Here is a 24,351-nt window from a genome sequence, read left to right on the forward strand (position 1 = left end):
GGTTCATCCTAAGGAGAGCGAGAGCGGGAGACGGGCGCCGTTCACGTCGGCCGGCGGTGCCGTCCAGAGCCGCACGACCTCGTCGCCGAGCCGCTCTTCGAGACCGGCGAGGGCGCCGACGACGAACACGGTGGCTGCCGCCGAGTCCGGTGCGTCCTTCCGGAAGCCCTGGGCGACGGCACGGACCCACGCGTCGGAGGCGGCCTTGGCTGCTGCGTAGTTCGCGGCACCCGCGGTGGGGGAGTCGACGGCGGTGGACGAGACGAACGCGAGCCGTCCGGCCGGCGACGCCACCAGGTCGTCGTAGAACACGCGCGTGGTGTTCCGCAGGGTGCGGAACGCCCGGTCGAAGAAGTCCCAGTCGTCGTCCGACTGGCCGGCGATGCCGCCGCCCCCGCGCCACCCACCGACCAGGTGGACCAGCCCGTCGACCGGTCCTTCCGTCGCGCGGACCGCAGCCGCGAGCGCGGTGACCGCGCCGAGGTCTGCGAGGTCGCACGTGTGGGTCGTGACGCCCGGGACGGAGGCGTGCAGGGCCTCCAGTGCGTCTGGTCTGGTGCCGACCGCGACGACGGCCGCCCCGGCGGAGGTGAGTGCGCGCGCGACCGCCGCGCCGCTGGTGCTGGTCGCGCCCGCGACCAGCACCGTGCGACCGGACAGGGATCCAGCGCTCACGCGGCGACGTCCGGAACGGACGGAGCAGCGGGCGGAGCAACCGACGACGAGCCGGTGATGCCGGCCGTCGAAGCGATGACCGCAGCCATCTTCTTGTTCAGTGCCTCGTAGAACATCGACAGCGGGAATTCGTCGTCGAGCACCGCGTCGGTGTAGCCCTTGGGCATTCCGGCGAGCGTTTCCTCCGGCAGTCCCCGCGCCCATCTCGACGCCGGGTGCGGCGTGAGCGTCCGGGTCAGCATCTCGTACGCAGCGAGCCAGTGCGCCGATTTCGGCCGGTCGATCGACCGCCGGTACAACTCGTTGATCTGATCACTGAGCGCGATGATCACGTCGGGAACGGCATCCCAGTCGATGGTGAGCTGCGTGTCGGTCCAGTGCAGGACATCGTGCTGGTGCATCCACGCGAACAACAACTGCCCGCCGAGCCCGTCGTAGTTCCGGACACGGCTGCCGGTGATCGCGAACCGGAAGATGCGGTCGAAGACGACGGCGTACTGCACCAGGCGGGCGTGGTCGCGGATTGCGCGTTGCGCCTCGTCGAGATCTGCATCCGGCACAGCGGAAAGCGCGCGTTCGAGCCGCACGGATTCCCGGAACGCCGTCAGGTCGCAGCGGAGTTCTTCCAGCGAGTAGAGGAAGAACGGCATCCGTTGCTTGATCATGAACGGATCGAACGGCAGGTCCCCGCGCATGTGCGATCGGTCGTGGATGATGTCCCACATCACGAAGACCTGTTCCGTCAGCTCCTGGTCGTCGAGCATTGCTGCAGCGTCGTCCGGCAACTCCAGTTTGGTGATCTCCGCAGCGGCACGGACGACTCGGCGGTAGCGAGCGGCTTCGCGGTCCTGGAAGATCGCACCCCACGTGAACGTCGGGATCTCGCGCATCGCGACCGTCTCGGGGAACAGCACCGCAGAATTCGTGTCGTACCCGGGCGTGAAGTCGACGAACCGCAACGCGACGAAGAGCTTGTTGCTGTAGTCGCCCGCTTCGAGTTCCGCGATGAACCCCGGCCAGATGACCTCGACCAGGACGGCTTCGACGAACCGCGAGGAACTGCCGTTCTGCGTCACCATCGGGAAGACGACCAGGTGGCCGAGCCCGTCGACGCGGTGCTGTTGCGGCTGGAATGCGTTCAGTGCGTCGAGGAAGTCGGGAACGCCGAAACCGTCGCGTTCCCAGCGTGCGAAGTCGCGCTGCAGTGCAGCGAGGTACGCCGCATCGTGCGGAAAGAACGGGGCCAGTTCGGCAATGGCCGGGAGGATCGTGGCCAGGTGCTCGGAAGCGGTCGCGTGATCCGAGTGGTCGGGTATCGAGCCGTCGGCCGTCTGCAGCGCACGGAACGACACGACAGCGGCTTTCAGCCGCGTCCACGCGGGGTGCTCGGCGACCTCGCGCACCGACGGGCGGTCCTCGACGACCTCGGGTTCTCCGACGATGGCGCCCTGCGTGAACTCCTGGACGAACTGTGACATGTCGAACCTCCCGTCATTGGGCCGGCCGCGGATCTGCGGCGTGGTGGTGCGCTTGTCATGAGCCTAGGGAGGATCGGGGGACGCATTCTTGCCCATTTGCGGGGGTTTCGTGCGCGGCGCCGTTCTCCGCGCGGGAAAGTCGATCCCCTGCGCAACGCATCACCGCTCAGGTGTGGATCTGGTGCAGGAGCAGCGCCAGGCCGATCGCTGCGACGCAGATCAAGAAGGCGGCCGGGGCGGCCTTGCTCTTCGGGTCGACGGTGCCCGCGAAGCCCGACGCGGACAATCCGGCTGCTCCGGCTGCGACGGCAAGTGGCCAGCCACCAGCGACGAGTACGACGCAGGTTGTGGCGAGCAGGACTGAGCCGACCGCGAGACCAGTGCTGACGATGCGGCGGACACGAGACTTCTCGGACATGGGGCCTCCCTCGCTCGCTACAGTACTGATGTTTCACACGCCGTATGGTCGGATTCGGCGGTATGTTCGTCAGGTGGAAGAGAAGGAACCGCGCGACCGCACGGTCGACGAATCGTTGGTGTCACTCGCGTGCCTCGGTGCCCTCGGCCTCGGAGTCACGATCGTCGGCGGCCCGGACATTGCCTGGTGGGACGTGGGCTCGACGTTGCTCGTCCTGGGAGCGTTCGGGCTCCTCGCCCTCCTGCTCGCGTCGCGCAGGAGCGCTGTTCCAACGACCCTCCGCGTGCGCCGGGCGAACTGGCTGGGTGCAGCGATCGGACTCGGCGCGGGCGCCCTCGTGGGAACCGCGGTGTTCGGAGGATCGACTGCACTCGCCGCGCTGCTCCCGGTCCCGCTCGTGGCGATCGACGCCGTTGTCAGTCGGTCCGGCGGGGGACTGCGCGCCCGGTCGATCGTGCTCGGCCTGGCCGCAGCTCTCGTCGCTGTGGTCCTCTTCTGGAACTCCGACGTGCGCCAGGGCTTCTCCGACCTGGTCCAGGGATCGGTGGTCGCCGGCGTCCTGCTGGCGGTGGGGCTGGGTGTGTGGGGTGTCGTTCGGCGGCAGCGAGCCTGACGCGTGCGGCATGGTGGCCGTTCGGCTCCGCGGTGCCGACTCGGTCGATACGGTTGTCTGCATGGCACGCTTCACGCCCCCAGCCGCCGACGCGATGCGCGCACGACTCCTGCTCGCGGCACGCGACGAGTTCGCCGCGGCTGGGCTCGTCGGCGCCAAGATCGAGCGGATCGCCGCGGCGTCGTCGAGCAACAAGGCGCAGATCTTCCACTACTTCGGCAGCAAGGAGGGGCTGTTCGACGCGCTCCTCGCCCAGACCGTCGCCGAGACGTTCGACGAGGTCCCCGTCGACACCGACGACCTCGCCGAGTGGGCTGCTCGCCTGCACGACTCGTATGTCCGGCGGCCCTGGGCCGAACGGCTCGCGACGTGGCACCGCCTCGAGCGGGGGAGTGACGGTGCGCTCGAAGCCGTCATCGCCAGCAACGCCGAGGCCGTCGCCGCGGTCGAGCACGCCCAGCGCGCCGGGGTCCTGCCGCGCAGCTACCGGCCGGCGGTGCTGCTCGGTCTGGTGATGCACCTCGCCGCGTTCTGGAGCTCGAGTTCTCCCGAGTACGGCTCCTTGGTCGCGGCGGTCGCACCTGCGCGGCGTCGGCAGATCGTCATCGACGCGGTGAAGGCGCTCGTCGGGGGCTGACGTGTCGCACGGCCGGGCGTAGGGTTCGGCCCATGAGCAGCGACAACCGGTTCCTCCGCGCGACCTTCGGGCGGCCGTTGGTTTGGGTCGGCGTGCTGTGGCTCGCGGTCGGGGTGCTCTGGAGCGTCCTGGCGATCATCGAGCCGAGTGTCTTCCGCTTGCTCATGGCCGTCCTGTGGCTCGTGCTCGGCGGCAGCATGCTCGCCGTCGCACTCCGCGACAGGAGGCGCGGCCTCGGCCGGTACCAGCGCTAGTCGAGGCGGGCCGAGCGCGCAGGCAGGAACCGCACCGGGCCTCCCGTCAGCCTGCCGCGTCCGCGGCCACCCGCAGCGTCCGTTCCGCATCGTCGAGGTAGTCCGCCAACAGCGCCGACGCTCCCGCCTGGTCGCCGGCGCGCAACGCCGCGACGATGGCGTCGTTCCGGTCCACGAACTCGGCGTGGAACGACCCCGGGTCGTCGGTCGTCAGGAAGGCCAGCCGCATCTCGGCGAGCAGCCCGTCCATCAGGCCGTGGATCCGCGCGCTCGGGACCGCTCGGACGAGCTCGGAGTGGAACCGGATGTCCGCGGTGCCCACGCCGCCCCAGTCGCCCGCGGCGGCAGCGTCCCGTGCAGCCGTGACGGCCGCCGCGGCTGCGTCAAGCGCGGGTGACGTCGGCGAGCACGCGCGGACCGCGGCTTCCTCGAGCACCCGTCGGGCGGCGTACAGGTCCGTGACGTCCTCGGCGGAGAGGCGTCGCACGAAGACCCCGCGGTTGAACACGTGCTCGACCAGCCGGTCCCGCGCGAGCAGCCGGAAGGCCTCGCGCAGGGTGTTCCGCGACACCCCGAGCTGGTCGCTCAACCGTTCCTCGGACAGCTGCGCCCCGGGGGAGAACTCGCCCGCCGCGATCATGGTGCGCAGCCGGTCGGCCGTCGAGTCGGCACCGCTGACGGTTCGGGTCATGTCCCGATCCTGACACGGCCTCGGGCATCGCAGGTGCGAACCCCGCGCCGTGTGACCGTCGTGTTACAGAGCAGAACACCCCCTTGCGATTGTTGAACAATGCGGTCCAGACTGTCCCGCATGTTCGTCCTCATCGGCGTCGCCGTCGTCATCATCGGGTTCGCGTTGCGCATCAACGCGCTGCTCGTCGTGACCGTCGCGGGCATCGTCACCGCGGCCATCGGCGGGATCGGTCCCGTCGGCATCCTCACCGCGTTCGGCGACGGCTTCGCGTCGAGCCGGTCCGTCACGACCTTCGCGCTCGTCCTGCCGGTCATCGGCCTGATCGAGCGCTACGGGCTGCAGGACCAGGCCAAGCGCCTGATCGCGAAGCTCGACAAGCTCACGACGGGTCGTCTGCTGGCCGGGTACCTGGCCATCCGGCAGGTCACGGCCGCGGTCGGCCTCACCAGCATCGGCGGGCCGGCGCAGACCGTGCGGCCCCTCGTGCACCCGATGGCCGAGGGTGCGGCGATCAAGAAGTACGGCCGGATCGACGAGCGGATGCGCGAGAAGATCAAGGGCTACTCGGCGTCGTCCGACACCGTCGGGGTGTTCTTCGGCGAGGACGTCTTCGTCGCGGTCGGTTCGATCCTGCTCATCACGACCTTCGTCGACGCCACCTACGGCCTGTCGCTCGAGCCGATCGACCTGGCGCTCTGGGCGATCCCGACGGGCATCGCCGCCCTGCTGATCCACGGCACGCGGCTGCTGCTGCTCGACCGCACGCTCGACAAGATGGCCGCCGACGCACGCGTCGACGCCCCGGCGCAGGGAGCCGCAGCGTGATCACGAGTGAATGGCTCTACTGGCTCATCGGCGCGTTCTTCATCGCGGTGGCCGTCATCATCGTTACGGACACCTCGCACGCGAAGCGACTCGGCAACGCGGCGTTCTGGGGGATCCTCGGGGTCTCGTTCTTCTACGGCACCTTCGTCGCCGCGAAGACCGCGCCGTCGTGGGTGCTGGGCATCGCCGTCCTGGTGATGGTCGCGCTCGCCGGACTCGGGTTCACCGGGACCACCAGTCGCACGCGGGTCGCCAGCATCCCGGGTGCCGGAACGGGGGCGGAGACCGGCCCGGCCGAGCCCACCGCTGCCGCCACGAAGCCGGCCGCCAGCACGAGCGTCCTCGCCACGACCAGCCCCGACGAGCGCGCGGCGTTCGCCACCCGGTTCGGCAACAAGCTCTTCATCCCGGCGCTGGTCGTGCCCGTGGTCGCCGTCCTCGTGGCGACGCTCGGTCCGCTCGTCTCGATCGGCGGCGAACCGTTGCTCGCCGAGGGCAGCGCGACCCTGACCGGCCTGGGCATCGGGTCGGTGCTGGCCGTGGTCGTCGCGGTGTTCGTCCTGCGCCCGCCGGGGATCGCCACGCCCATCCGCGAGGGCGGCCGTCTCCTGCAGGCCATCGGGTGGGCGGCGCTGCTGCCGCAGATGCTCTCCACCCTCGGCATCGTGTTCACCCAGGCCGGGGTCGGCGACGCCGTCGGCACGATCATCAAGTCGATCCTGCCCGGCGGGTCGCTGATCGCCGCGGTGGTCGTCTACTGCCTCGGCATGGCGCTCTTCACGATCATCATGGGCAACGCGTTCGCCGCCTTCCCGATCATGACGGCCGCGATCGGCTGGCCCGTCCTGGTGCAGGGCTTCGACGGCAACCCGGCCGCGATCTTCGCCATCGGCATGCTCGCCGGCTTCTGCGGCACGCTCGTCACGCCGATGGCAGCGAACTTCAACCTGGTGCCGGCTGCCCTGCTCGAGATGCGGGACAAGTACGGTCCGATCAAGGCGCAGATCCCGACCGCCGCCATCCTGCTCGTCGTCAACATGGGAGTCATGTACCTTGTCGCTTTCTGATGCTGCCCCGATCGACCTGACCCGGGCCGCGTGGGCCGACCGCTTCGCGGCCGTCGCCGCCGAGAACACCACCCGCGAGTACCCGTACGCGGCACACCACACGACGTCCGGCCCGGACGACCGGGCGCTGCCGGTCGAGCTGCACCCCGCCTTCGCCACGTCGTACGACTGGCACTCGTCCGTGCACATGCACTGGCTCGCAGCGCGTCTGGTCGCGCACGGCCTGCCGGCCGACCTGGAGGCCCGGCTCACCACGATCCTGCAAGCCCACCTGAGCGCGGATCACCTGGCGACGGAAGCCGCCTACTTCCACACGACGCCGCACTACGAGCGCCCCTACGGGTGGGCCTGGCTCGCGAAGCTCGCCGCCGAGGTCTCCGCGTCCGAGGTGCCGGCCATCCGGCAGCTCGCCCCCGGGTTTGCGCCCGTCGTCGACGTGCTCGAGGGCCTCGTCACCCGCTGGGTCGACGGCGCTGCCCACCCGGTGCGGCACGGGGTGCACTCGAACTCGGCGTTCGGGCTGCTGCTCGTGCTCGAGGCCGCACGGGCGCTCGGCCGCGACGAGCTCGCCGCGACGGTGGAGCGGGCGGCGCGCGAGTGGTTCGGCGAGGACGCCGGGTGGCCGTTCGCCTGGGAGCGCAGCGGACACGACTTCCTGTCCGCCGGACTGGCCGAGGCCGACCTGATGCGCGCCGTGCTGACCCCGGCCGAGTTCGCGACGTGGTCGGACGGCTTCTTCGCCCAGGTGCGGTCGGGCGACGCGATCCTGCAGTCGACCGTGGTCCGCGACGAGAACGACCCGCAGCAGGTGCACCTGTTCGGGCTCGACCTGTCGCGAGCGGGATCGGCCCGGCGCATCGCGGACGCCCTGCGCGCCGGTGAGCTCGACGACGGGCTCGCGAGCCTGCTCGACGAGGCGGCGGACCGGCTGCTGGCCTCGGGTCTGGCCGCCAGCGTCGGCGAGGAGTACTACTCCACGCACTGGCTCGCGAGCTTCGCCTGGGACGCCATGGAATCACGCGAGCACGCCGCGCGCTGACCCTCGAACGAGGGGCATGGTCGCCGGTCCGGCGTGCTGCTGTCAACCCCCTGCATCGGTTGCAGAATGCACCTACCCTCGGTGCGCAGCCGAGATCCGGCTGGGTGCCCGAGGGGAACGGGTGCCACCAGTCACACCAGGGAGTGACACATGCAGCACCGCAGGATCAGGCGGACAGCACTCATCGCCGCACTCATCGGAGCCGTCGTCGTGGCGGCACCGCTCGGAGCGGGAACCGTTGCCTACGCGGGGGTCACCGCCCCGGTCGGCAACGTCGGCAAGTTCAAGCAGACCTTCGTCGAGAACTTCAGCACGACGGCCTCGGCCAACGGCCAGTTCGCGAAGACCTACGCGAACTCGTGGCAGCCCTACCCGGACGGGACGGGCGGCACGTACTACTCCGGCTCGCAGGTCAGCGCCCGCAACGGCTACATGGACGTCACGCTCGACGGCAAGCACGGAGCCGCGGGGACCTTCGGGACCCCGAACGGCGCGTGGTCGCACGTGGGCGGCAAGTTCAGCGTCCGCGCGAAGGCCACCGGCGGCGACGGGAACGGTGCAGCGTTCATGCTGTGGCCGTCGTCCAACGTCTGGTCGGACGGCGAGATCGACTACCCCGAGGCGAACTTCGAGGGGTCGCCGATGCTCCACCACCACTCGATGGTCGCCGGGCAGGAAGCGAACTCGACGAGCATGAGCACCGGGGTGACCTGGCGCAGCTGGCACGTCTACTCGGTCGAGTGGATCCCCGGCAAGTCGGTGCAGTACCTGCTCGACGGCAAGGTCATCAAGACGGTCACGTCGAACGTGCCGAAGACCGCGCACCGGTACATGTTCCAGGTCGGCAACTGGGGTGCCGCCGGGCACCTCGACATCGACTGGGTCAGCACCTACGAGTACACGGGCTGACCCACAGCAGGTCAGCTGGTCGCGATCGTCCGGGCGAACGTCCGCGCGACGGGCGGAGCGGCGACGATCGGTCCGATCGCTGCGGCACCGTCCGGGGTCGCCCGCCATGCCTCGTAGGCGTCGTGGGCGGCCCCGCTCGTCCAGGACTCGACGACGACCATGCGCGTCGGGTCGGCGTCGTCGACCAGCACCTCGAGGGACTCGCAGCCGTCGAAGGCCCGGGTCTGCGCGAGCGTCTCGCGGATCGCCGCCTCGACGGTGTCGGCGGGGACGTCGCTCCGGAACTGGACCTCGAGCAGGACGGTGATCGACATGTGGTGCACCTTTCGTCGGCAGTGTCCGACTCAACCCGCAGTGGCGCCGACCTGTTCCGGATCGGTCAGCGAGCCGGTCGTCAGTGGACGAACCGGAAGCGGATGGCGTCGCCCGGGCGGAGCTGCGCGGCACGGTCGACCGACTCCGGCGTGAGGACCGCCACGACGGGGTAGCCGCCGGTGACCGGGTGGTCGGCGAGGAACAGCACCGGGAAGCCCTCCGGCGGGACCTGCAGCGAACCGGTCTCCACCCCTTCGCTCGGCAGCTCGACCGTCACGGCGCGGACGAGTGGCTGCGGAGCCGTGGTGCGGACCCCCACGCGGTCGCTGTCCGACTCGACGGTGAAGTCCTGAGCGGTCAAGGTGTCGCGCCAGTCCGGCGTGAACCAGTCGTCGCGGGGGCCGGCGGTGATGTCGAGGACGACCGGGTCGTCCGGCCAGTGCTCGTCGGGTTGCGGCACGGCGTCGACGATCGGCCACGAGGCGCGCGCATCGCCGATCGGCAGGACGTCACCCGGCGACGACGGCGGAGGCCCGAGGCGTGCGAGCGAGTCCCACGAGCGACTGCCCAGTACGGGCTCGACCGCGAACCCGCCGAGGACCGCGATGTAGGAGCGCAGCCCGGCGGTGGCCGTACCGATCCGGAGCGTGTCACCCGGGGCGAGCATCAGGACCTCGTGCGAGGCCGCACCGCGGACCCGGCCGTCCGCCCGCTCGATCTCGACCGGGCAGGCGGCCCCGGCGGTGGCGGCGACCACGTACGCGTCGGTCTGAAGCGTGACGGAGCCGAGCAGGGCCTCCAGGACGGCCGCATCGGGACGGTTGCCGACCAGCCGGTTGGCCAGTGCTGCGGACCCGCGGTCGGCGGCGCCCGCCGCGCCGAGGCCCATGTCACTGAAGCCGGGGCGCCCCAGGTCCTGCGTGGCGACGCCGAAGCCGACCTGCAGGACGGTCAGCGCACTCATGCCGCACCCGCGTCGACAAACCGGACCCGTGTGCCGGCGGGTGCCAGCGCCGGCGGTTCCCGGTCGAGCGACCACATCGACACGTCGGTGCGGCCGATGAGCTGCCAGCCGCCGGGGGAGACGCGCGGGTAGACGGCGCTGAACTCGCCCGCCAGTGCGACGGCACCGCTCGGCACGGCGGTGCGCGACGTGCTCCGGCGAGGCAGGTCGAGTGACGGCTCGGTGCCGGTGAGGTAACTGAAGCCCGGGGCGAAGCCGCAGAACGCGCTCGTCCAGAGCTGGCCGGTGTGCCACGCGATCACGCGGTCGCGGCGCATGCCGGTCAGGGCGACGACCTGGTCGAGGTCCTCGCCGTCGTAGACCACCGGGATGACGAGGGGGTCCGCGGCGCTCGCCGCATCGGCGTCGGCGGACGGCACGACTCGTTCGAGTGCGCCGCGGAGTCTGACGGCGTCGGTCGTCGCCGGGTCGTAGCGGAGCAGCAGCGTCCGCGCGCCGGACACGACCTCGGTGAGGCCGGGCAGCCGAGCCGCGGTCAGCCCGGCGCGGAACGCGACGACCTGCGGCAGTGAGTCGAAGGTGGCGAGCAAGGCGGTGCGCCCAGCGGGCCGGAGGTCGAGGACGGTCACGGTGCGAACGGCGCGATCGCGACGCCGTGCTCGGTCAGCAGGGCTCGGATCGCGCGGGCCATCGCGACGGCACCGGGGGAGTCGCCGTGGACGCAGACCGAGTCGGCACTGACCCGCAGCTCGGAGCCGTCGACGGCGGTCGCGACGCCGTCGGTGACCATGCGGAGGACGCGGGCGGCGACCTCGTCTGGATCGTGGAGCACCGAACCCGGCGTGCTGCGGGACACCAGGGAGCCGTCGGGTTCGTAGGCGCGGTCGGCGAAGGACTCCGCGACCGCGCGCAGCCCGTGGCGTTCGGCAGCGAGCAGGAGTTCGGAACCCGGCAGCGCGAGCACCGCGAGCGAGCTGTCGACGTCGGCGATCGCCCGGACCACGGCCTCGGCCTGGACCGGGTCGGCGCACGCCGTGTTGTACAGGGCGCCGTGGGGCTTGACGTAGGTGACCGCGGTGCCGACGACCCGCGCGGTGGCGGCCATCGCGCCGAGCTGGTGCACGACGTCGGCGTGGAGTTCGTCCGGGGTGACGTGCACCGGACGGCGGCCGAAGCCGGCGAGGTCGCGGTAGGCGACGTGCGCACCGATCGCGACCCCGCGCTCGGCGGCAGCGCGGGCGGTGGCGAGCATGATCGTCGGGTCGCCGGCGTGGAATCCGCAGGCGATGTTGGCGCTCGACACGACGTCGAGCATCGCGGCGTCGTCGCCCATCGTCCAGGCGCCGAACCCCTCGCCGAGGTCGCTGTTCAGGTCGATCGTCGTCACGGGGACTCCCTGTCGTCGCGGGTTGTTGAACAATCTACCGAGCGGCGACTCCTCTGTCGACCGATCGGGGCACGCGGCTGGTGGGTGGATTCCGAGCAGCGGCACGTAGCGTCCGAGGTCAGCACCTGCCGGGGGCGTCGCCCTCGGTTCGACCACTGCACTGGAGCAGACCATGACCGACAGCAGCAACACGCACGACGACGACGCCAAGGCCCCCGTGAACGACTCCGAGGGCACCGAGAAGCCGGGCGGGCTCGGCGACGACAACACCATCCCCAACGACCCGGACGGCCTCGCCGCTGGGCACGTCGGGGACGACTCGCACTTCAACCCGGAAGAGGACGGCGAGAAGTAGGGGTCGTTCGTCGACTCGGAACGACGTCCTCGTTGTCGTACGACGACGGGGACGTCGTTCCGAGTCGACCCGGTGTCGTTCCGAGTCCCCCTACAACACCCGCTCCAGCAACCGCAGCGTCCCCGCGATGTCCACGTTCCGGTCCAGCAGCCACTGCACCTGCAGCCCGTCGAACGCCGCGATGATGAGCGACGCCACCTGCTCGAGGTCGGCGTCCGAGTGCCGCCCCGACGCCGCGAGCTCGTCGTGCAGCTGGGCGACCAGGTTCCCCCGCGCCTCGTCGAACCGTGCGGCGAAGAACTCCCGCGCCGTCTCGTTGCCGGACTCCACCGACGCCCCGAGGAGGGTCGTGTAGAGCGTCACGAGTGCCGGCTCGCTGACGTTCCGGTCGGCGACGAAGGCCAGTCGGGTGAAGACCCCGGCCGTGTCGCCGAGCGCCCGGTCCGAGGCGGCATCGCGTTCCCGCAGGACCTCGACCAGCAGCGCTTCGCGTGACGAGAAGTAGTGCTTCAGTGCCGCGTGCGAGACCCCGATCGCATCGCCGATGGCGCGCAGCGAGGTGCCGTCGATCCCGCGCGAGGCGACGACGTCGAGCGTCTGGTCGAGGATCTCCCGCCGACGCTGCACGCCCTTGGCGTAGGGGCCCCTGGTGCCGATTCCATCGTTGGAGGTCACGCGTGCCAATGTACCGGCGCAACAATCGGGACAAAAACTTCCGGTCGGAGGTTTCCGGTGCTACAGTCCCGATCACCTAGCAGCACTAGGTATTCGAGGGCCCCGAAGCCCCCTATGACTCGAGGAGGAGTCATGTCGACACCGACGTCGAAGGAAGAACCCACCCGCGGCATCGCCGGGACCGCATCGCCAGCGGTCACCGCAGCCGCCGGTGCCACCGCCTCGGACGCCGCGGCGCCCCGAGCGTTCTCGGTCGAGGGGATCACGCAGTCCGTCAGCACGATGCGTGTGGGCCGCGGCTACCTCTGGGGCCTCAGCTTCGCCCAGTTCGGCCTGTTCGTCGCCCTGCTCACGCCGGTCTTCGTGAGCATGTCGATCAAGGCGACCGAGCTCAACCCCACGAGCCCCGAGACCGTGGTCGGCTCCGTCCTGCCGTTCGGTGCCCTCGGCGCGCTGTTCGCCAACCCGCTGTTCGGCGCGATCTCCGACCGCACGCGCAGCCGGTGGGGACGCCGACGCCCGTGGATGCTCGGCGGCGTCATCGTCTTCGTCGGTTCGCTCGCCTGGCTCGCGTTCTCGCCGAACGTCCTGCAGCTCACGCTGGCCTGGGTCCTCGCGCAGGTCACGGCGAACGCCGTCCTCGCCACGCTGACCGCGAGCTTCGCCGACAACGTGCCGGAGTTCCAGCGCGGCAAGGCCTCGAGCGTCATCGCCCTGGCGCAGAACATCGCGATCCTCGCCGGCCTGTACCTCGCCGTGTACCTGGTCGGGAACCTGCCGGTCCTCTTCATCGCCCCCGGTGTCCTGGCGATCATCGCGATCCTCGTCTACTGCTTCGTGGCACGCGACGACCTGCCGACGACGCCGGTCAAGCCGTTCAGCTGGATCAACCTGATCAGCTCGTTCTGGACGAACCCGTTCAAGCACCGCGACTTCGGACTCGCCTGGTGGGGTCGCTTCCTCATCACCTTCGGCACGTTCATGTTCACGACGTACCGCCTGCTCTACATGCAGGACCGCATCGGTCTGCCGCAGGCCGAGGCCGTCGGGGTCGTCGCGTTCGGTGTCCTGCTCTACACGGTCGCCCTGCTCGTCAGCGCCGCCGTCTCCGGCTGGGTGTCGGACCGCGTCCAGCGCCGCAAGGTCTTCGTCTGGGGCTCCACCGCACTGACCGCGGTCGGCCTCGTGATCCTCGCCCACGTCGACACCGTCGGCGGCTTCTACTTCGCCGAGATCGTCCTCGGCTTCGCCTTCGGCATCTACGCCGCCATCGACACCGCCCTGATCGTCGACGTGCTGCCCGACCCGGAACGCCCCGGCAAGGACCTCGGCGTCATCAACATCGCGAACGCGCTGCCGCAGTCGCTCGCACCGGCCGTCGGCCTGTTCCTGCTCGGCATCGGCGGTGGTCAGAACTACACGCTCATGCTCTGGGGTGCCGGCGTCGCCGTCATCCTCGGCGCCCTCGTCATCCTGCCGATCAAGTCGGTCCGCTGACCAACGCAACCAGCCTGGAGGCGCAACTTGCGTCCGCAACGCGAGTCGCGCCTCCAGGCAGTCACCTGTACCACCCCCGGAAAGGACCCGACATGGCTCCCGCCATCTCCCTGCAGCTCTACACGGTGAACGCCGCGCTGGAGCCCGACCTCGACGGCGGCGTCCGCCGCCTGGCCGAGATCGGCTTCGACACCGTCGAAGCGTTCGCGTTCGTGGACCGAGCAGCGCAGCTCAAGTCCGCGTTCGACGCCCACGGCATCACCGCGAAGACCGGCCACGCGTTCCTGGTCGAGGAGACCATCCCGCTGCCCGACGGCACCGTGATGACCGCTCCGTCGCATGCCGACACCTTCGCCGCGGCGAAGGAACTCGGCCTCGAGATCGTCATCGACCCGTTCGTCGGGCCAGACGCGTGGACGACCCGCGAGGGCGTCGAGCGTGTCGCCGCACGACTGAACGCCGCCGCCGTCGAGGCCGCCGAGCACGGTCTGCGCGTCGGATACCACAACCACGACCACGAGCTCCGGCCGCAGATCGACGGGCAGCCCGCGCTGCAGGTGCTCGCGTCGCTGCTCGACCCGGCCGTGGTGCTCGAGCTCGACCTGTACTGGGCATCGGCTGCGGGCATCGACGTCGTCGCGTTCATCGAGGAGCTCGGCGACCGCATCGTCGCCGTGCACGTCAAGGACGGTCCGATGCGCGACGACATCTCCACCGCGACGATCCCCACCGACCAGACCCCGGCCGGCCAGGGCGACGTCCGGCTCGCCGAGGCCCTCCGTGCGGCGACGGCGCTCGAGTACGCCGTGATCGAGTTCGACGGGTTCGACGGGGACGTCTTCGACGGTGTGCAGCAGTCGTACGAGTGGCTCGCGGCGCAGCTCGCGCCGGCCGGTTCGTCGTCCGCATCGGAGGTGTCCGCATGACCCGCACCGGACGCGTCGGCATCGGCTTCATCGGCGCCGGCATGATCAGCGAGCAGTACCTGGCGAACCTCACGACGTTCCCCGACGTCGAGGTCGTCCGGATCGGCGACATCGACACGGAACGCGCCGCGGCGTCGGCTTCGAAGTGGGGTGTCGCGGCCTCGGGCGACGGCGCATCCGTGCTCGCCGATCCCGACGTCGAGATCGTCATCAACCTGACGCTCCCCGCCACACACGTCGCCGTCTCGATGGACGCACTGCGTGCCGGCAAGCACGTGTGGAGCGAGAAGCCGATCGGTGTGGACCGTGCCTCGGCCGCGTCGCTCGTCGAACTCGCCGACTCCCTCGGGCTGAAGCTCGGCATCGCGCCCGACACCGTGCTCGGTCCGGGCTGGCAGACCGCCAAGCGTGCGATCGAGGCCGGTGCGATCGGCACCCCGCTCACCGCGGTCACGAGCATGCAGTGGCAGGGGCCGGACGTGTTCCACCCGAACGCGTCGTTCCTCTACGCCAAGGGCGCGGGCCCGCTGTTCGACATCGGCCCGTACTACTTCACGGCGCTCGTGCACCTGCTCGGACCGATCGACTCGGTCGTCGCGACTGGGTCTCAGTCGCGGTCCACGCGGCAGTTGGTCGTCGGGCCGAACGCGGGCGACTCGTTCCCCGTCGAGGTGCCGACCCACGTCTCCGTCCTGACCTCGTTCGAGCAGGGTGGCAACGCACAGTCGCTGCTGTCGTTCGACACCCCGCTGTTCCGGCACGGCGTGTTCGAGGTCAACGGGACCGAGGGCACGATCGTCCTGCCCGACCCGAACACGTTCGGTGGCGGGCACCCGATCCGGATCGCGCGGCCGCTGACCGCCGATGCGTCCTTCCCCTTCTCGCAGGAGTGGGACGTGCTGCTCGACGAGGAGCCCACCGTCGGCCGTGGGCTCGGCGTGCTCGACATGGCGCGGGCCATCCGTGGTGGTGGCTCGCACATCGCGACCGGTGAGGTCGGGTACCACGTGCTCGACACCATGGTCGCGGTCGAGGAGTCCATCGCCGCCCGCTCGTTCATCGAGGTCGAGTCGACCGTCGCGCCGATCGCGTCGCTGCCCGAGGACTTCGACCCGCTCGCGGCGACGCTGGAGGGCGCGCAGGTCTGAGGGCTGGATCGACTGCCGGGATCGACCCGGAACGACATCCCCGTTGTCGCACGACGACGGGGATGTCGTTCTGCGTCGGTGTCGGTGTCGGCGTCGGTCTCAGCGCACCGCGTGCTGGCGGAGGGCGACGACGACCTCGTCGAGGAAGTCGTCGACCTGGTCCTGGTCGTAGCCCTCCCGGAACTTCGTGGGCTGGAACCGGGCGGCGGTCACCTGCTCCGGTGTGAGCGGATCCACCGACCGCCCCTGCTCGTACCCGGCGAGGGTGGTCTGGATCCGGTCGAGGAACGCATCGACCTCGCCCTGGTCGTAGCCCTCCCGCCACTTCGTCGGTCGGAACCGCTTGTCGGACACGTCCTTCGCGAGCATCTGCTCCCCCTTCTGCATGCCCGTCATGCTCTCACGGGCCTGCGAACGGGCAGGGGCAGCGGCGGTACTGGCAGCTCAGCGCTGTGGGAGCCGGCGGCCGAACACGGCGTCGAGGAACCGCGCGAAGCGGGACTCTGACGGCGGCGCGGTCGGGACCGCGCGCGTCGGCGACCGGAACGCCAGGTCGTGCAGCATGTTCCGCTTCGAGCCGTCCCAGTTCGCGAACAGGTAGGTGCCGCCGATGAACGACATGCTCCGGACCGGTGTGCGCTTCCAGGAGTCGGCAGCCACGTAGTAGCCGGTGTGGCCGGAGCGGATGTGCTGGATCACGGTGTCGACGTCGATGACGCTGGTGGTCGTCACGACGGCGGTGATGCCCGTGCGGTCACGGGCGACGTACTCGATGAGGTGTTCGGTCACAGTAGGACTCTTCGTCACAGAGGCGGGACGCCACGACGGTGAACGTGGCGAAGGGTGTTCGGAACCGCCGTTGCTTCCGACAGCAGAATACGTCCGGTTCGTCGTGGCGTCACCGGAATGTCCGACGGTCGCACACGCTCGAACGTTCAGACGGGCCGACGGACCATCCACGAAGCGATCAGGTCGACGGCAGCCGCGAAGTCGATGCTGTCCGGTCGGTTGAGGAAGGCGTGCCGGCTGTCGGGCAGGACGTGACGTTCGAGATCGACCCCCGCGGCACCGAGTTGCCGTGCGAACCGGTCGCCGGATGCGCGCATCGTGTCCCGCTCGGCGTCGAGCATCAGGGCGCGCGGGAACGTGCTGAGGTCCTCCGGTGCCGGGAACGCTCCGGCGCCGAGCGGCCCGGCGTAGGTGCGGTTCGCGGCGTCGAGCAACAGTGGAGCGTGCGTGATCCGCCGGTGCCCGCGCACGAGACGCTGCACCGCTGGGTCGCAGGGGATCCGCGCGTGGAAGAACCCGTACGCGAGCACGGCGCCGGCCAGCGCGGGTCCGGACGGGATCGCGGTGGTGGCGAGGCACGCTCCAGCGCTCGCGCCACCCAGCACCAGACCGGCCGGACACTCCTCTGCGAGCGAGTGGAGCACCGCCACGACCTCGTCGCGTGCATGCGGTGCACGTCGGCGTGCTCGTGGACCCGTCCGCCCGATCCAGGGCATGCCGGGCAGCGGACCGAGGCGGTAGTCGACGGTGACCACCGGGATGCCGCGGGCGCTGAGTGCCCGGGCCACGGCGTCCGACTCGGGCAGGTCCAGGTCGCCCCGGAAGAACCCGCCGCCGTGCAGCCAGACCAGGGCCGGAGCGGCTGCCGGATCCTGCGGTCGGTAGCGCCGGATCGGGACCGGTCCGTGCGGGCCGGGGAGCACGTCGTCCATGACGTCGACCGTCCCCACCGACGCCCCGATGCCCTCTCCCCGCATGCCAGCAGACTACGGGCCGGTAACGATGCGAGCGCCGACACGTCGGTCGGTGCACCGTGGAGTGGTGCGCACCTCGAAGACTGCTCTGTTCCTGACCGGCGCGGCCGTGGTCGCCCTGCTGACCGGCTGCTCCGGTGGCGGGGACGGCGGCGAAGGGACCCCGACCGTCACCGAGACCGTGACCGCAGCGCCGACGGACACGGCAGCCACCTCGACGCCGACGAGCACGCCGACACCGACGCCGACCCCCACCCCGACCTGTGGTCCCGCGACCGGCTCCGAGGCAGCAGCCGCCGGGATCGCTGCGCTGCCGTCACCCGCCGGCCTCGAGGACACCAAGTGGGACGCCGCGAACGCCGACTACACCGGCTACGACGCCTGCGCCTCACTGTCCTGGTCCGTCGTCGCGCCCGAGTTCGGCACCGCTGGCTCGCCGTACGCGATCCTGCTCTTCCACCAGGGCCGGTACCTCGGCACCGCGACCTCCGAGCAGTACGCGTTCGAGCCGGTCGTCGAACGATTGGCCGACGCCTCGATCAAGGTCACCTACACGTACGCGAAGGAGAACGAGGCGAACGCTGACGCCTCCGGTCGCACCACCGCGACGTACATCTGGAACGACGGCACCGAGCGCGTCGACATGACCGGCGAGGTCCCGCCCGCTCAGGGCTGATCGGCGGCAGCACCCCGACCGCCGAGCTCGCGCTGCAGTGCGCGGAGGACCCGAACGATCGTCGCGAGTTTGTCCGGGCCGCCCTCGAACCCGCGTCCGAGCGCTGGTCGTGGCTCCACCACGACGTCCTCGCCGACCGTCGTGCTGATCCAGACGCCGAAGTCGACCCGTTGTCCGCGTGCGTCCTTCGTGGCCACGGAGAACTTCCGGATGTGGGTCCAGGGCAGGTCGAACACCGGCTCCGCCCGCGACGGCGCCCACGCGTGCAGACCGGACGCGTCGACGGTCCAGATCTCGGGTCGGGGGCCCGGCAGGTCGTCGGTTGCCCGAAACCCCGACGCGGAGACCGGCAGGTGGAACCGGGGCGTGTGGCGTTCCCGGATCCGTGCCAGGGTGCGGCGATCGGTCCGACCGGCGCTCCAGGTCACCACCGCCAGCAGCAGGCCGAACCCGGCGACGAACAGCGGCCACAGGACGAAGTTGGCCTGTGTGCGGGCGCTGTCGAGACCGCGCAGGAAATCCGGCGACGCGAACTCGGCGACGAGCACGCCGAGCCCCGCGGCCGTCGTCACCGCGGCCACGAGCAGGACCGGCCCCCGCTTCGGCATCTCGCCGTCACGCAGCCGCTGCACCCACTGCTCGTCGGGTGTCGTCATCGATCGGCCGGGGCTCGACCGGAGCGCCCGGTGTCGTGGCGCGGATCGAACTCGCGCCGCAGCGACCGGAGCACCTGCATCAGGATGTGGATCTTCGTCACGCTCGCGCCGAACGGCCGCCCGATGACTGCGCGCGGCAGCAGCACGAACCGACCCACCGCCTCGGTGACGATCCAGATCCCGGTGTCGGTGCGTTGTCCGCGGACGTCCGTCGAGGCCAGCTCGATCGTCCTGACGTCGTCCCACACCAGGTCGAACACGGGATCGTCGCGCTCGGGTGACCACGCGTGGAGACCCGCCGCGTCGACCGTCCACAGCTCCGGCCTCGGGTCCGGGAAGTCGTCGGCGGCGTACGGGCCCGAGCGGAGGACGGGCAGGTGGAAGCGCGTTGTGGTCCCGTTCCGGCGGATCCGGTCCAGCACCACGCGGTCGCGCCGCCCGCGCAGCCAGGACAGCACCGCGGCCACGGGCCCGAACCCGAGCAGCAGCACCGAGAACAACGGCACGGCGAAGGGGCGTCGGGCGTCCGAGTGCAGGATGCCGTCGAGGTGGGTCGCCGAGAAGTACACCCCGATCCCGCCGGCCACCGTGACGATCGTGAGGCCGACCAGGAACGGCCACCGCTTCGGCATCTCGCCGTCGCGCAGCCGCTGCACCCACCGCTCGCCCGAGTACTCCACCGCACCATCCTGCCCGGCTGGACCGCACGACGGCCGCGAGCACGAGATGCTGTTCCCATGCAGTTCGCCCGCACCACCGCACCCGGTGTCGCCGTCGCCGTCGCGATCGGCCTCGTCGCGACCCTGATCGGATCGGTCGTCCCGGTCGTGGGCGGACCCGTCCCCGCCGTCCTGATCGGCGCGGTGCTCGGTTGGCTCGTCCGTCGGCGCACCGGCGGCACCCTCGCCGTGCTCGCTCCCGGCGTGAAGTTCTCGTCGAGTCGTGTGCTGCAGTTCGCGGTGGTCCTGCTCGGCGCGCAGCTGTCGATCGGCGAGGTCCTGCGCATCGGCGGCGAGACCCTGCCGGTCATGCTGACGACCCTCGTGGTGTGCCTCGGTGCCGCCTGGGGGATCGGCCGTCTGCTGCGGGTGTCGAGCGCCCTCCGCACCCTGATCGGCGTGGGGACCGGGATCTGCGGTGCGTCCGCGATCGCGGCCGTCACGCCCGTCATCGGTGCGGTCAGCGCGGACGTCGCCTACGCGATGTCGACGATCTTCCTCTGCAACATCGCCGCGGTGTTCGCCTTCCCCCTGCTCGGCCACGCCCTCGGCCTCAGCCAGCACGCCTTCGGCGTGTTCGCGGGCACTGCGGTGAACGACACGTCGTCCGTCGTCGCCACCGCGACGGTCTACGGTCGCCAGGCGACCGACACGGCGGTCGTCGTGAAGCTGGTGCGGACCCTGATGATCATCCCGATCGTCATCGGGCTGGCCGGACTGGAGGCCCGACGCGCCTCCCGCGAGCAGCTCGCGCCCGACACAGGGTCGCGCAGCGGGTTCCGTGTGTTCCGGTTGGTCCCGTGGTTCCTGATCGGGTTCCTGGTGGTGGTGCTGCTCCGGACTGTCGGGGTGCTGCCGGCTGACGCTGCTCCGGGATTCTCGACCGCGGCGTCGTTCCTCATCACGGTGGCGCTCGCGGCGATCGGCTGCTCGACGGACTTCGCAGCGCTGCGACGTGCCGGGTTCCGTCCGATGCTGCTCGGCATCGCGCTCTGGGTGCTCGTGGCGGGCACGAGCCTCGGCGCGCAGGCGGTCTTTGGCCTGCTGTAGAACGCGGAGCCGCGCCGGCGTCAGATGATCCGCGAGTCGATCACCGCCCGGTCGCCGCGGTACCGCGAGAACCCGTACTCGACGGGCGTCCCGTCCGCCAGGCACATCAGCCGCTCGATGTGGAAGATCGCCTGCCCGGGGTCGATGTCGAGCAGGTCGGCCGTCCACTGGTCGGCGTTCACGGTGCTCAGCAGCAGCCGCCGAGCCTCCGGACGCGCACCGGCCTTCCGGACCAGCACGTCCGGCACGTACTCGGTGAGCGGTTCGGCGACCAGGTCGGGGAAGCGCTCGTGCGGCACCCAGCTCGTCCGGACCCGGCTCGGTTCGCCGTCGAACGAGATGAGGCTCTCGACGAAGAACGCGCTGGTGCCGGTCATCTGCAGGTTGCGTCGGACGGTCTCCGGCGCGGTCACCTGCTGCACGCACAGGTGCACGATGCTGAGCCGGGGTGACTCGAACACGCTGCCGCCGGCCGTCTCGCCGTAGATCGTGACCTCGTCGGAGGTGCGGGCCAGGCTCACCGAGGCGACGGGCCGGACACCGAACGTGCCGGATCGCGGTGCACGGGTGAGCAGCCGCTGTTCCTTGAGCAACGTCAGCGCAGCCCGCAGGACGTTCCTGGTCGTGCCGTACAGGTCGAGCAGCTCCCACTCGTAGGGCAGCGGGCCGGTGAACCGGCCGGCGACGATGTCGGCCCGGATCAGGTCGGACACCTGGCGCGCCGCATCGGAGCGTCGGTTGAACCCGATCCAGTGCCCCGGCGCCGACGGGGTCGTCCCGACGCCCATGTCGGTCCAGGCCGCGGTCGGGGCGAACTCCTCCGGCACGATCCCGGTCACGAGGCCACCCCCACCGTCGAGACGTCGCCGGTCCAGCCGGCCCACCGCAGGAACTCCCGGGCCAGGCGCACCGGGTAGTCGGGCGCCTGGATGTCGAGCGAGACGAACACGCGTCGGTAGAACGTCGGTCCGCCGAGCAGGTCGACGGCGATGCCGAGGTCGACGTCCGGGCGCAGGTCGCCGGCGTCCATCGCGCGCTGCAGCATCGCGTTCACCCGCAGCCGCCGGTCCAGGTGCCACTCGGTGACGGCCTCGGCGACGCGCGGCTCGTGCGACGCGGTCTCCACGATGAGCGGGAGTGCGCGGCCGACCGGCGTCGCGACCAGGGCGTGCACCCACCCCCGGGTGAGCCCGAGGACCCCCTCGGCGATCGGGGCGTCCTGGATCGTGGGGATGTGCTCCTCCATCAACCGGATGACGGTCTCGGTGAGCAGCACCTCCTTGCTCGACCACCGCCGGTAGATCGTCGCCGCCCCCACCCCGGCCGCGTCGGCGACGGCCCGGATCGTGAACGCGCGCGGGTCGCCCTCGGCCAGGATCTCGACGCACGCCGTGTAGACGGCCTCGCCGACGGCGGCACTCCGAGGCCGACCGCGGACCGGCGCCGCGGTGCTCGTCACCGTGCTCGTCGCGGGGCTCATGCCGCGTCCCAGTGCTCGAGGACCCGGTCCATGCTCCAGACCTCGCCGATCTTGGCGGCGATGTCGAACAGGTTCGCCTCGTGCACGCTCGGCAACCGGTCGCCCACCGCCTCGCGCACGACGATCGGGACGAACCCGTGCTGCATGGCGTCCGTGGCGGTCGCGCGGATGCACCCGCTCGTCGACAGCCCCGCGATGAACAGGGTGTCCACACCGCGGGCGACGAGGTCGGCGGCCAGCGAGGTGCCGAAGAACGCACTCGGGTACTGCTTGGGCACCAGGGTGTCCCCGTCCTGGGGCTCGAGCCCGTCGACGAACGCCCCCGTGGACGCCCCCGGCAGGTACGCGGCGAGTGCCGGCACCTTGCGGAAGAACACCCCGGCGTTCGACCCGTCGGCGGACAGCGCCATGGTGGTGATCGCCACGTGCACCCCGGCGGCGCGGGCAGCGGTCGTGAGCTCCCGCATCCGCTCGACGGGTTCCTCGACCCCGGCGTAGAGCCCGCAGTCGGGGTCGACGTAGGCGCGGACCGGGTCGACGACGACGAGCGCAGCGCGTCGTCCGGGCTGCAGCGCGCCGGTGAACCCGGCCGCCGCGTAGTCCTGGTGGTCGTCGGTCATGGCGTCCTGCTTCCGTCGTGGGTGGTCGTTGCAAGGGTGGGGACGGTCACGTGGACGCCCCCGGCTCGGGGACCGGACCCGACCTGTCGGGCCGGAGTGATGCCTCCCGGTCGGGTGGTCCGAACGGACCGAACGCGACGATGAGCGCACCGAGGGCCGCGCAGCCGGCGAAGGTGAGCGCTGCGGCGCGGACGCCGTCGACGAACACCTGGACGTCGCCGGCCGGCAGGCCGAGCAGGCTGCCGTCGTAGGCGGCTGCCGCCTGGGAGGCGGACAGGCCGCCCGTCGCGATCGCGAGTCCGAGGGCCGTCGAGAACAGGAAGCCGGCGTTCTGCAGGGCGGAGCGGATGGCGTTGGCGATGCCGCGTCGGTGTTCCGGGACCCGGGTCATCAGTGCGGACGTGCTCGGCGTCATGAACACGCCCGTCCCGACCCCGACCGCGCCGAGGCCGGTGGCGGTGACGACGTAGGCGCTGCCGTCGGCGAGGGAGACCGCGAGCACCGCGGCGCCGAGGGCGATGAGGAGCATGCCGATGGTCGACAGGGTCCTGGCGGCCACGCGACGGGCGAGGAACCCCGCGGTCACGGCGGCGACGGTCGTGCCGATCGGGGTCGGGAGCACCCAGAGGGCGGCCTCGACGGCGTCCTTGCCGTCGACGGCCTGGAACGACAGGGACGCCAGCAGCACCAGTGCGTAGCTGGACAGGGCGCAGAGCCCAGCTGCGGAGAACAGGGTGATGGTGGCACGGTCGCGGAAGATCGCCGGGTCGACCAGGGGGTGCGCGACCCGGCGCTGGGTCCACACGAACACGCCGCCGAGGACGACTGCGCCCGAGGCCATCGCCACGACGGGCACCGCCGACCAGCCGATCGAGCCGCCCATCGAGACGGCACCGACGAGCAGGCCGACGGCCGCGACCGACAGGATCGATCCCGGCACGTCGAGGCGCTCGCCGGAACGGGGGCGGGTGCTGTGCGGGATCAACCGGAGCGACCAGACGAGTCCGGCGAGCGAGATCGGCACGCCGGCGAGGAAGATCCAGCGCCACCCGAAGGACTCGGCGACCAGCCCGCCCACGACCGGGCCGATGACCTGACCCACCGCGGCGACGGTGGCGTTCAGGCCGAGGCCGAGCGACAGGATCGACTCCGGGAAGACGTCGGTGAGCAGTGCGGTCGTGTTCGTGACGATGGCCGCCGCACCCACGCCCTGCACGAGCCGGGCGCCGAGCAGGACCGCGGCGTCCGGGGCGAACCCGCACGCGAGCGAGGCGAGCAGGAAGACGAGGATGCCGGCGATGTACAGGCGGCGCCGACCGACGAGGTCGGCGATCCGTCCGAAGACCAGGATCAGGGTGGTCGTGGTGAGCATGTAGCTGAGGAGCACCCAGCTGGACTGCACCGCGCTGGCGTCGAGGTCGCGGCTGACGTCGGGGAGCGCGACGAGCAGGGCGCTCGAGGAGATGAAGACGAGGACGACGCTCAGGCTCGAGGCGCAGAGCACCTGCCAG

30 protein-coding genes and 2 pseudogenes are annotated in these 24,351 nt (G+C 71.0%); 13 read left to right on the plus strand and 19 right to left on the minus strand.

What is annotated here, in order from left to right:
• Nucleotides 1–3: 3 nt before the first annotated feature.
• The 3 genes from EDF33_RS08420 to EDF33_RS08430 form a co-directional block, all read right to left on the minus strand.
• The gene (locus tag EDF33_RS08420) at nucleotides 4–675 is read right to left on the minus strand and encodes an SDR family NAD(P)-dependent oxidoreductase (RefSeq protein ID WP_243692409.1); all 672 of its coding nucleotides are present in this window, start codon (nucleotides 673–675) and stop codon (nucleotides 4–6) included.
• Nucleotides 672–2,153, minus strand: coding sequence for a DUF6421 family protein (locus EDF33_RS08425; protein WP_132099802.1), 1,482 nt, complete (start codon nucleotides 2,151–2,153; stop codon nucleotides 672–674). The genes EDF33_RS08420 and EDF33_RS08425 overlap by 4 nt, the downstream gene beginning before the upstream one ends.
• A 166-nt stretch (nucleotides 2,154–2,319) precedes the next feature.
• Nucleotides 2,320–2,571 (minus strand): hypothetical protein, encoded by a 252-nt coding sequence (locus EDF33_RS08430; RefSeq protein ID WP_132099803.1) that lies wholly within the window; start codon nucleotides 2,569–2,571, stop codon nucleotides 2,320–2,322.
• A gap of 73 nt (nucleotides 2,572–2,644) precedes the next feature.
• On the opposite strand from EDF33_RS08430, the gene EDF33_RS20115 reads away from it, so the two are divergent.
• From EDF33_RS20115 to EDF33_RS08440, 3 genes are all read left to right on the plus strand, one after another.
• A complete protein-coding gene (locus tag EDF33_RS20115) occupies nucleotides 2,645–3,184 on the plus strand; it encodes a hypothetical protein (RefSeq protein WP_165918759.1) in 540 nt (179 codons plus the stop codon).
• 61 nt (nucleotides 3,185–3,245) lie between these two features.
• Nucleotides 3,246–3,821: a TetR family transcriptional regulator gene (locus EDF33_RS20120; protein ID WP_165918760.1), complete on the plus strand. Its 576-nt coding sequence runs from the start codon at nucleotides 3,246–3,248 to the stop codon at nucleotides 3,819–3,821.
• Between the two features lie 32 nt (nucleotides 3,822–3,853).
• Nucleotides 3,854–4,075: a hypothetical protein gene (locus EDF33_RS08440; RefSeq protein ID WP_132099805.1), complete on the plus strand. Its 222-nt coding sequence runs from the start codon at nucleotides 3,854–3,856 to the stop codon at nucleotides 4,073–4,075.
• 46 nt (nucleotides 4,076–4,121) lie between these two features.
• Here EDF33_RS08440 and EDF33_RS08445 read toward each other — a convergent pair whose 3' ends face one another.
• A complete protein-coding gene (locus EDF33_RS08445) occupies nucleotides 4,122–4,766 on the minus strand; it encodes a GntR family transcriptional regulator (RefSeq protein ID WP_132099806.1) in 645 nt (214 codons plus the stop codon).
• Between the two features lie 120 nt (nucleotides 4,767–4,886).
• Between EDF33_RS08445 and EDF33_RS08450 the strand changes: the two genes are divergently transcribed.
• From EDF33_RS08450 to EDF33_RS08465, 4 genes are all read left to right on the plus strand, one after another.
• A complete protein-coding gene (locus tag EDF33_RS08450; protein ID WP_132099807.1) occupies nucleotides 4,887–5,594 on the plus strand; it encodes a DUF969 domain-containing protein in 708 nt (235 codons plus the stop codon).
• Nucleotides 5,591–6,661 carry a DUF979 domain-containing protein gene (locus EDF33_RS08455; RefSeq protein ID WP_132099808.1) on the plus strand — a complete coding sequence of 357 codons (1,071 nt, stop codon included), beginning with the start codon at nucleotides 5,591–5,593 and terminating at the stop codon, nucleotides 6,659–6,661. The genes EDF33_RS08450 and EDF33_RS08455 overlap by 4 nt, the downstream gene beginning before the upstream one ends.
• Nucleotides 6,648–7,700, plus strand: coding sequence for a DUF2891 family protein (locus EDF33_RS08460; RefSeq protein WP_243692410.1), 1,053 nt, complete (start codon nucleotides 6,648–6,650; stop codon nucleotides 7,698–7,700). The genes EDF33_RS08455 and EDF33_RS08460 overlap by 14 nt, the downstream gene beginning before the upstream one ends.
• A gap of 150 nt (nucleotides 7,701–7,850) precedes the next feature.
• On the plus strand, nucleotides 7,851–8,609 hold the full coding sequence (locus EDF33_RS08465; RefSeq protein ID WP_131880326.1) for a glycoside hydrolase family 16 protein: 759 nt from the start codon (nucleotides 7,851–7,853) through the stop codon (nucleotides 8,607–8,609).
• An 11-nt stretch (nucleotides 8,610–8,620) separates the two neighbouring features.
• Here the strand turns inward: EDF33_RS08465 and EDF33_RS08470 are convergent, their stop codons facing one another.
• The 4 genes from EDF33_RS08470 to EDF33_RS08485 all read right to left on the minus strand — a co-directional run bounded on the left by EDF33_RS08470 (nucleotide 8,621) and on the right by EDF33_RS08485 (nucleotide 11,275).
• Complete coding sequence (locus tag EDF33_RS08470) at nucleotides 8,621–8,923, minus strand: antibiotic biosynthesis monooxygenase family protein (RefSeq protein ID WP_132099809.1); 303 nt, start codon at nucleotides 8,921–8,923, stop codon at nucleotides 8,621–8,623.
• Between the two features lie 80 nt (nucleotides 8,924–9,003).
• Nucleotides 9,004–9,888, minus strand: a complete 885-nt coding sequence (locus EDF33_RS08475; RefSeq protein ID WP_132099810.1) for a biotin-dependent carboxyltransferase family protein — start codon at nucleotides 9,886–9,888, stop codon at nucleotides 9,004–9,006.
• A complete protein-coding gene (locus EDF33_RS08480) occupies nucleotides 9,885–10,517 on the minus strand; it encodes an allophanate hydrolase subunit 1 (protein ID WP_132099811.1) in 633 nt (210 codons plus the stop codon). Before EDF33_RS08480 ends, EDF33_RS08475 begins: the two co-directional genes overlap by 4 nt.
• Entirely contained in the window at nucleotides 10,514–11,275 is a 762-nt protein-coding gene (locus tag EDF33_RS08485) for a 5-oxoprolinase subunit PxpA (protein ID WP_132099812.1), read from the minus strand. Before EDF33_RS08485 ends, EDF33_RS08480 begins: the two co-directional genes overlap by 4 nt.
• A gap of 172 nt (nucleotides 11,276–11,447) precedes the next feature.
• Between EDF33_RS08485 and EDF33_RS08490 the strand changes: the two genes are divergently transcribed.
• Nucleotides 11,448–11,630 (plus strand): hypothetical protein, encoded by a 183-nt coding sequence (locus tag EDF33_RS08490; protein WP_111086656.1) that lies wholly within the window; start codon nucleotides 11,448–11,450, stop codon nucleotides 11,628–11,630.
• Between the two features lie 90 nt (nucleotides 11,631–11,720).
• On the opposite strand, the gene EDF33_RS08495 is transcribed toward EDF33_RS08490, so the two are convergent.
• On the minus strand, nucleotides 11,721–12,305 hold the full coding sequence (locus EDF33_RS08495; RefSeq protein ID WP_123291735.1) for a TetR/AcrR family transcriptional regulator: 585 nt from the start codon (nucleotides 12,303–12,305) through the stop codon (nucleotides 11,721–11,723).
• 132 nt (nucleotides 12,306–12,437) lie between these two features.
• Here EDF33_RS08495 and EDF33_RS08500 point away from each other — a divergent pair, with 132 nt between their 5' ends.
• The 3 genes from EDF33_RS08500 (at nucleotide 12,438) to EDF33_RS08510 (ending at nucleotide 15,876) form a co-directional block, all read left to right on the plus strand.
• Nucleotides 12,438–13,802 (plus strand): MFS transporter, encoded by a 1,365-nt coding sequence (locus EDF33_RS08500; RefSeq protein ID WP_123939344.1) that lies wholly within the window; start codon nucleotides 12,438–12,440, stop codon nucleotides 13,800–13,802.
• A 92-nt stretch (nucleotides 13,803–13,894) separates the two neighbouring features.
• Entirely contained in the window at nucleotides 13,895–14,728 is an 834-nt protein-coding gene (locus EDF33_RS08505) for a sugar phosphate isomerase/epimerase (protein WP_132099813.1), read from the plus strand.
• Nucleotides 14,725–15,876, plus strand: a complete 1,152-nt coding sequence (locus tag EDF33_RS08510; RefSeq protein WP_132099814.1) for a Gfo/Idh/MocA family oxidoreductase — start codon at nucleotides 14,725–14,727, stop codon at nucleotides 15,874–15,876. Before EDF33_RS08505 ends, EDF33_RS08510 begins: the two co-directional genes overlap by 4 nt.
• 114 nt (nucleotides 15,877–15,990) lie before the next feature.
• Here the strand turns inward: EDF33_RS08510 and EDF33_RS20500 are convergent.
• From EDF33_RS20500 to EDF33_RS08525, 4 genes and pseudogenes are all read right to left on the minus strand, one after another.
• A pseudogene (locus EDF33_RS20500) lies at nucleotides 15,991–16,113 on the minus strand (DivIVA domain-containing protein); the annotation flags it as partial.
• 36 nt (nucleotides 16,114–16,149) lie between these two features.
• Nucleotides 16,150–16,245, minus strand: a pseudogene (locus EDF33_RS20505) (DivIVA domain-containing protein); the annotation flags it as partial.
• 75 nt (nucleotides 16,246–16,320) lie between these two features.
• Nucleotides 16,321–16,665 carry a hypothetical protein gene (locus EDF33_RS08520; RefSeq protein ID WP_123939340.1) on the minus strand — a complete coding sequence of 115 codons (345 nt, stop codon included), beginning with the start codon at nucleotides 16,663–16,665 and terminating at the stop codon, nucleotides 16,321–16,323.
• 146 nt (nucleotides 16,666–16,811) lie between these two features.
• Entirely contained in the window at nucleotides 16,812–17,642 is an 831-nt protein-coding gene (locus tag EDF33_RS08525) for an alpha/beta hydrolase fold domain-containing protein (RefSeq protein WP_123291740.1), read from the minus strand.
• 64 nt (nucleotides 17,643–17,706) lie between these two features.
• On the opposite strand from EDF33_RS08525, the gene EDF33_RS08530 reads away from it, so the two are divergent.
• Nucleotides 17,707–18,315 carry an LppP/LprE family lipoprotein gene (locus tag EDF33_RS08530; protein ID WP_132099816.1) on the plus strand — a complete coding sequence of 203 codons (609 nt, stop codon included), beginning with the start codon at nucleotides 17,707–17,709 and terminating at the stop codon, nucleotides 18,313–18,315.
• Here EDF33_RS08530 and EDF33_RS08535 read toward each other — a convergent pair.
• A complete protein-coding gene (locus EDF33_RS08535) occupies nucleotides 18,306–18,971 on the minus strand; it encodes a hypothetical protein (RefSeq protein WP_123291741.1) in 666 nt (221 codons plus the stop codon). The genes EDF33_RS08530 and EDF33_RS08535 overlap by 10 nt on opposite strands.
• Nucleotides 18,968–19,651, minus strand: a complete 684-nt coding sequence (locus EDF33_RS08540; protein WP_131921411.1) for a hypothetical protein — start codon at nucleotides 19,649–19,651, stop codon at nucleotides 18,968–18,970. Before EDF33_RS08540 ends, EDF33_RS08535 begins: the two co-directional genes overlap by 4 nt.
• A 57-nt stretch (nucleotides 19,652–19,708) precedes the next feature.
• Between EDF33_RS08540 and EDF33_RS08545 the strand changes: the two genes are divergently transcribed.
• Nucleotides 19,709–20,740, plus strand: coding sequence for a putative sulfate exporter family transporter (locus EDF33_RS08545; RefSeq protein ID WP_131921412.1), 1,032 nt, complete (start codon nucleotides 19,709–19,711; stop codon nucleotides 20,738–20,740).
• Between the two features lie 20 nt (nucleotides 20,741–20,760).
• Here the strand turns inward: EDF33_RS08545 and EDF33_RS08550 are convergent, their stop codons facing one another.
• The 4 genes from EDF33_RS08550 to EDF33_RS08565 are packed head-to-tail and all read right to left on the minus strand — an operon-like array spanning nucleotide 20,761 to nucleotide 24,344.
• The gene (locus EDF33_RS08550; RefSeq protein WP_131880348.1) at nucleotides 20,761–21,579 is read right to left on the minus strand and encodes a GntR family transcriptional regulator; all 819 of its coding nucleotides are present in this window, start codon (nucleotides 21,577–21,579) and stop codon (nucleotides 20,761–20,763) included.
• Nucleotides 21,576–22,220 (minus strand): TetR-like C-terminal domain-containing protein, encoded by a 645-nt coding sequence (locus tag EDF33_RS08555; RefSeq protein WP_132099817.1) that lies wholly within the window; start codon nucleotides 22,218–22,220, stop codon nucleotides 21,576–21,578. Before EDF33_RS08555 ends, EDF33_RS08550 begins: the two co-directional genes overlap by 4 nt.
• Nucleotides 22,217–22,840, minus strand: coding sequence for an isochorismatase family protein (locus EDF33_RS08560; RefSeq protein ID WP_131846591.1), 624 nt, complete (start codon nucleotides 22,838–22,840; stop codon nucleotides 22,217–22,219). Before EDF33_RS08560 ends, EDF33_RS08555 begins: the two co-directional genes overlap by 4 nt.
• Nucleotides 22,841–22,886: 46 nt before the next feature.
• Nucleotides 22,887–24,344: an MFS transporter gene (locus EDF33_RS08565; protein WP_165918761.1), complete on the minus strand. Its 1,458-nt coding sequence runs from the start codon at nucleotides 24,342–24,344 to the stop codon at nucleotides 22,887–22,889.
• Between the last annotated feature and the right edge of the window lie 7 nt (nucleotides 24,345–24,351).

The organism is Curtobacterium sp. PhB146 (genome assembly GCF_004342995.1).
GTDB lineage: Bacteria > Actinomycetota > Actinomycetes > Actinomycetales > Microbacteriaceae > Curtobacterium.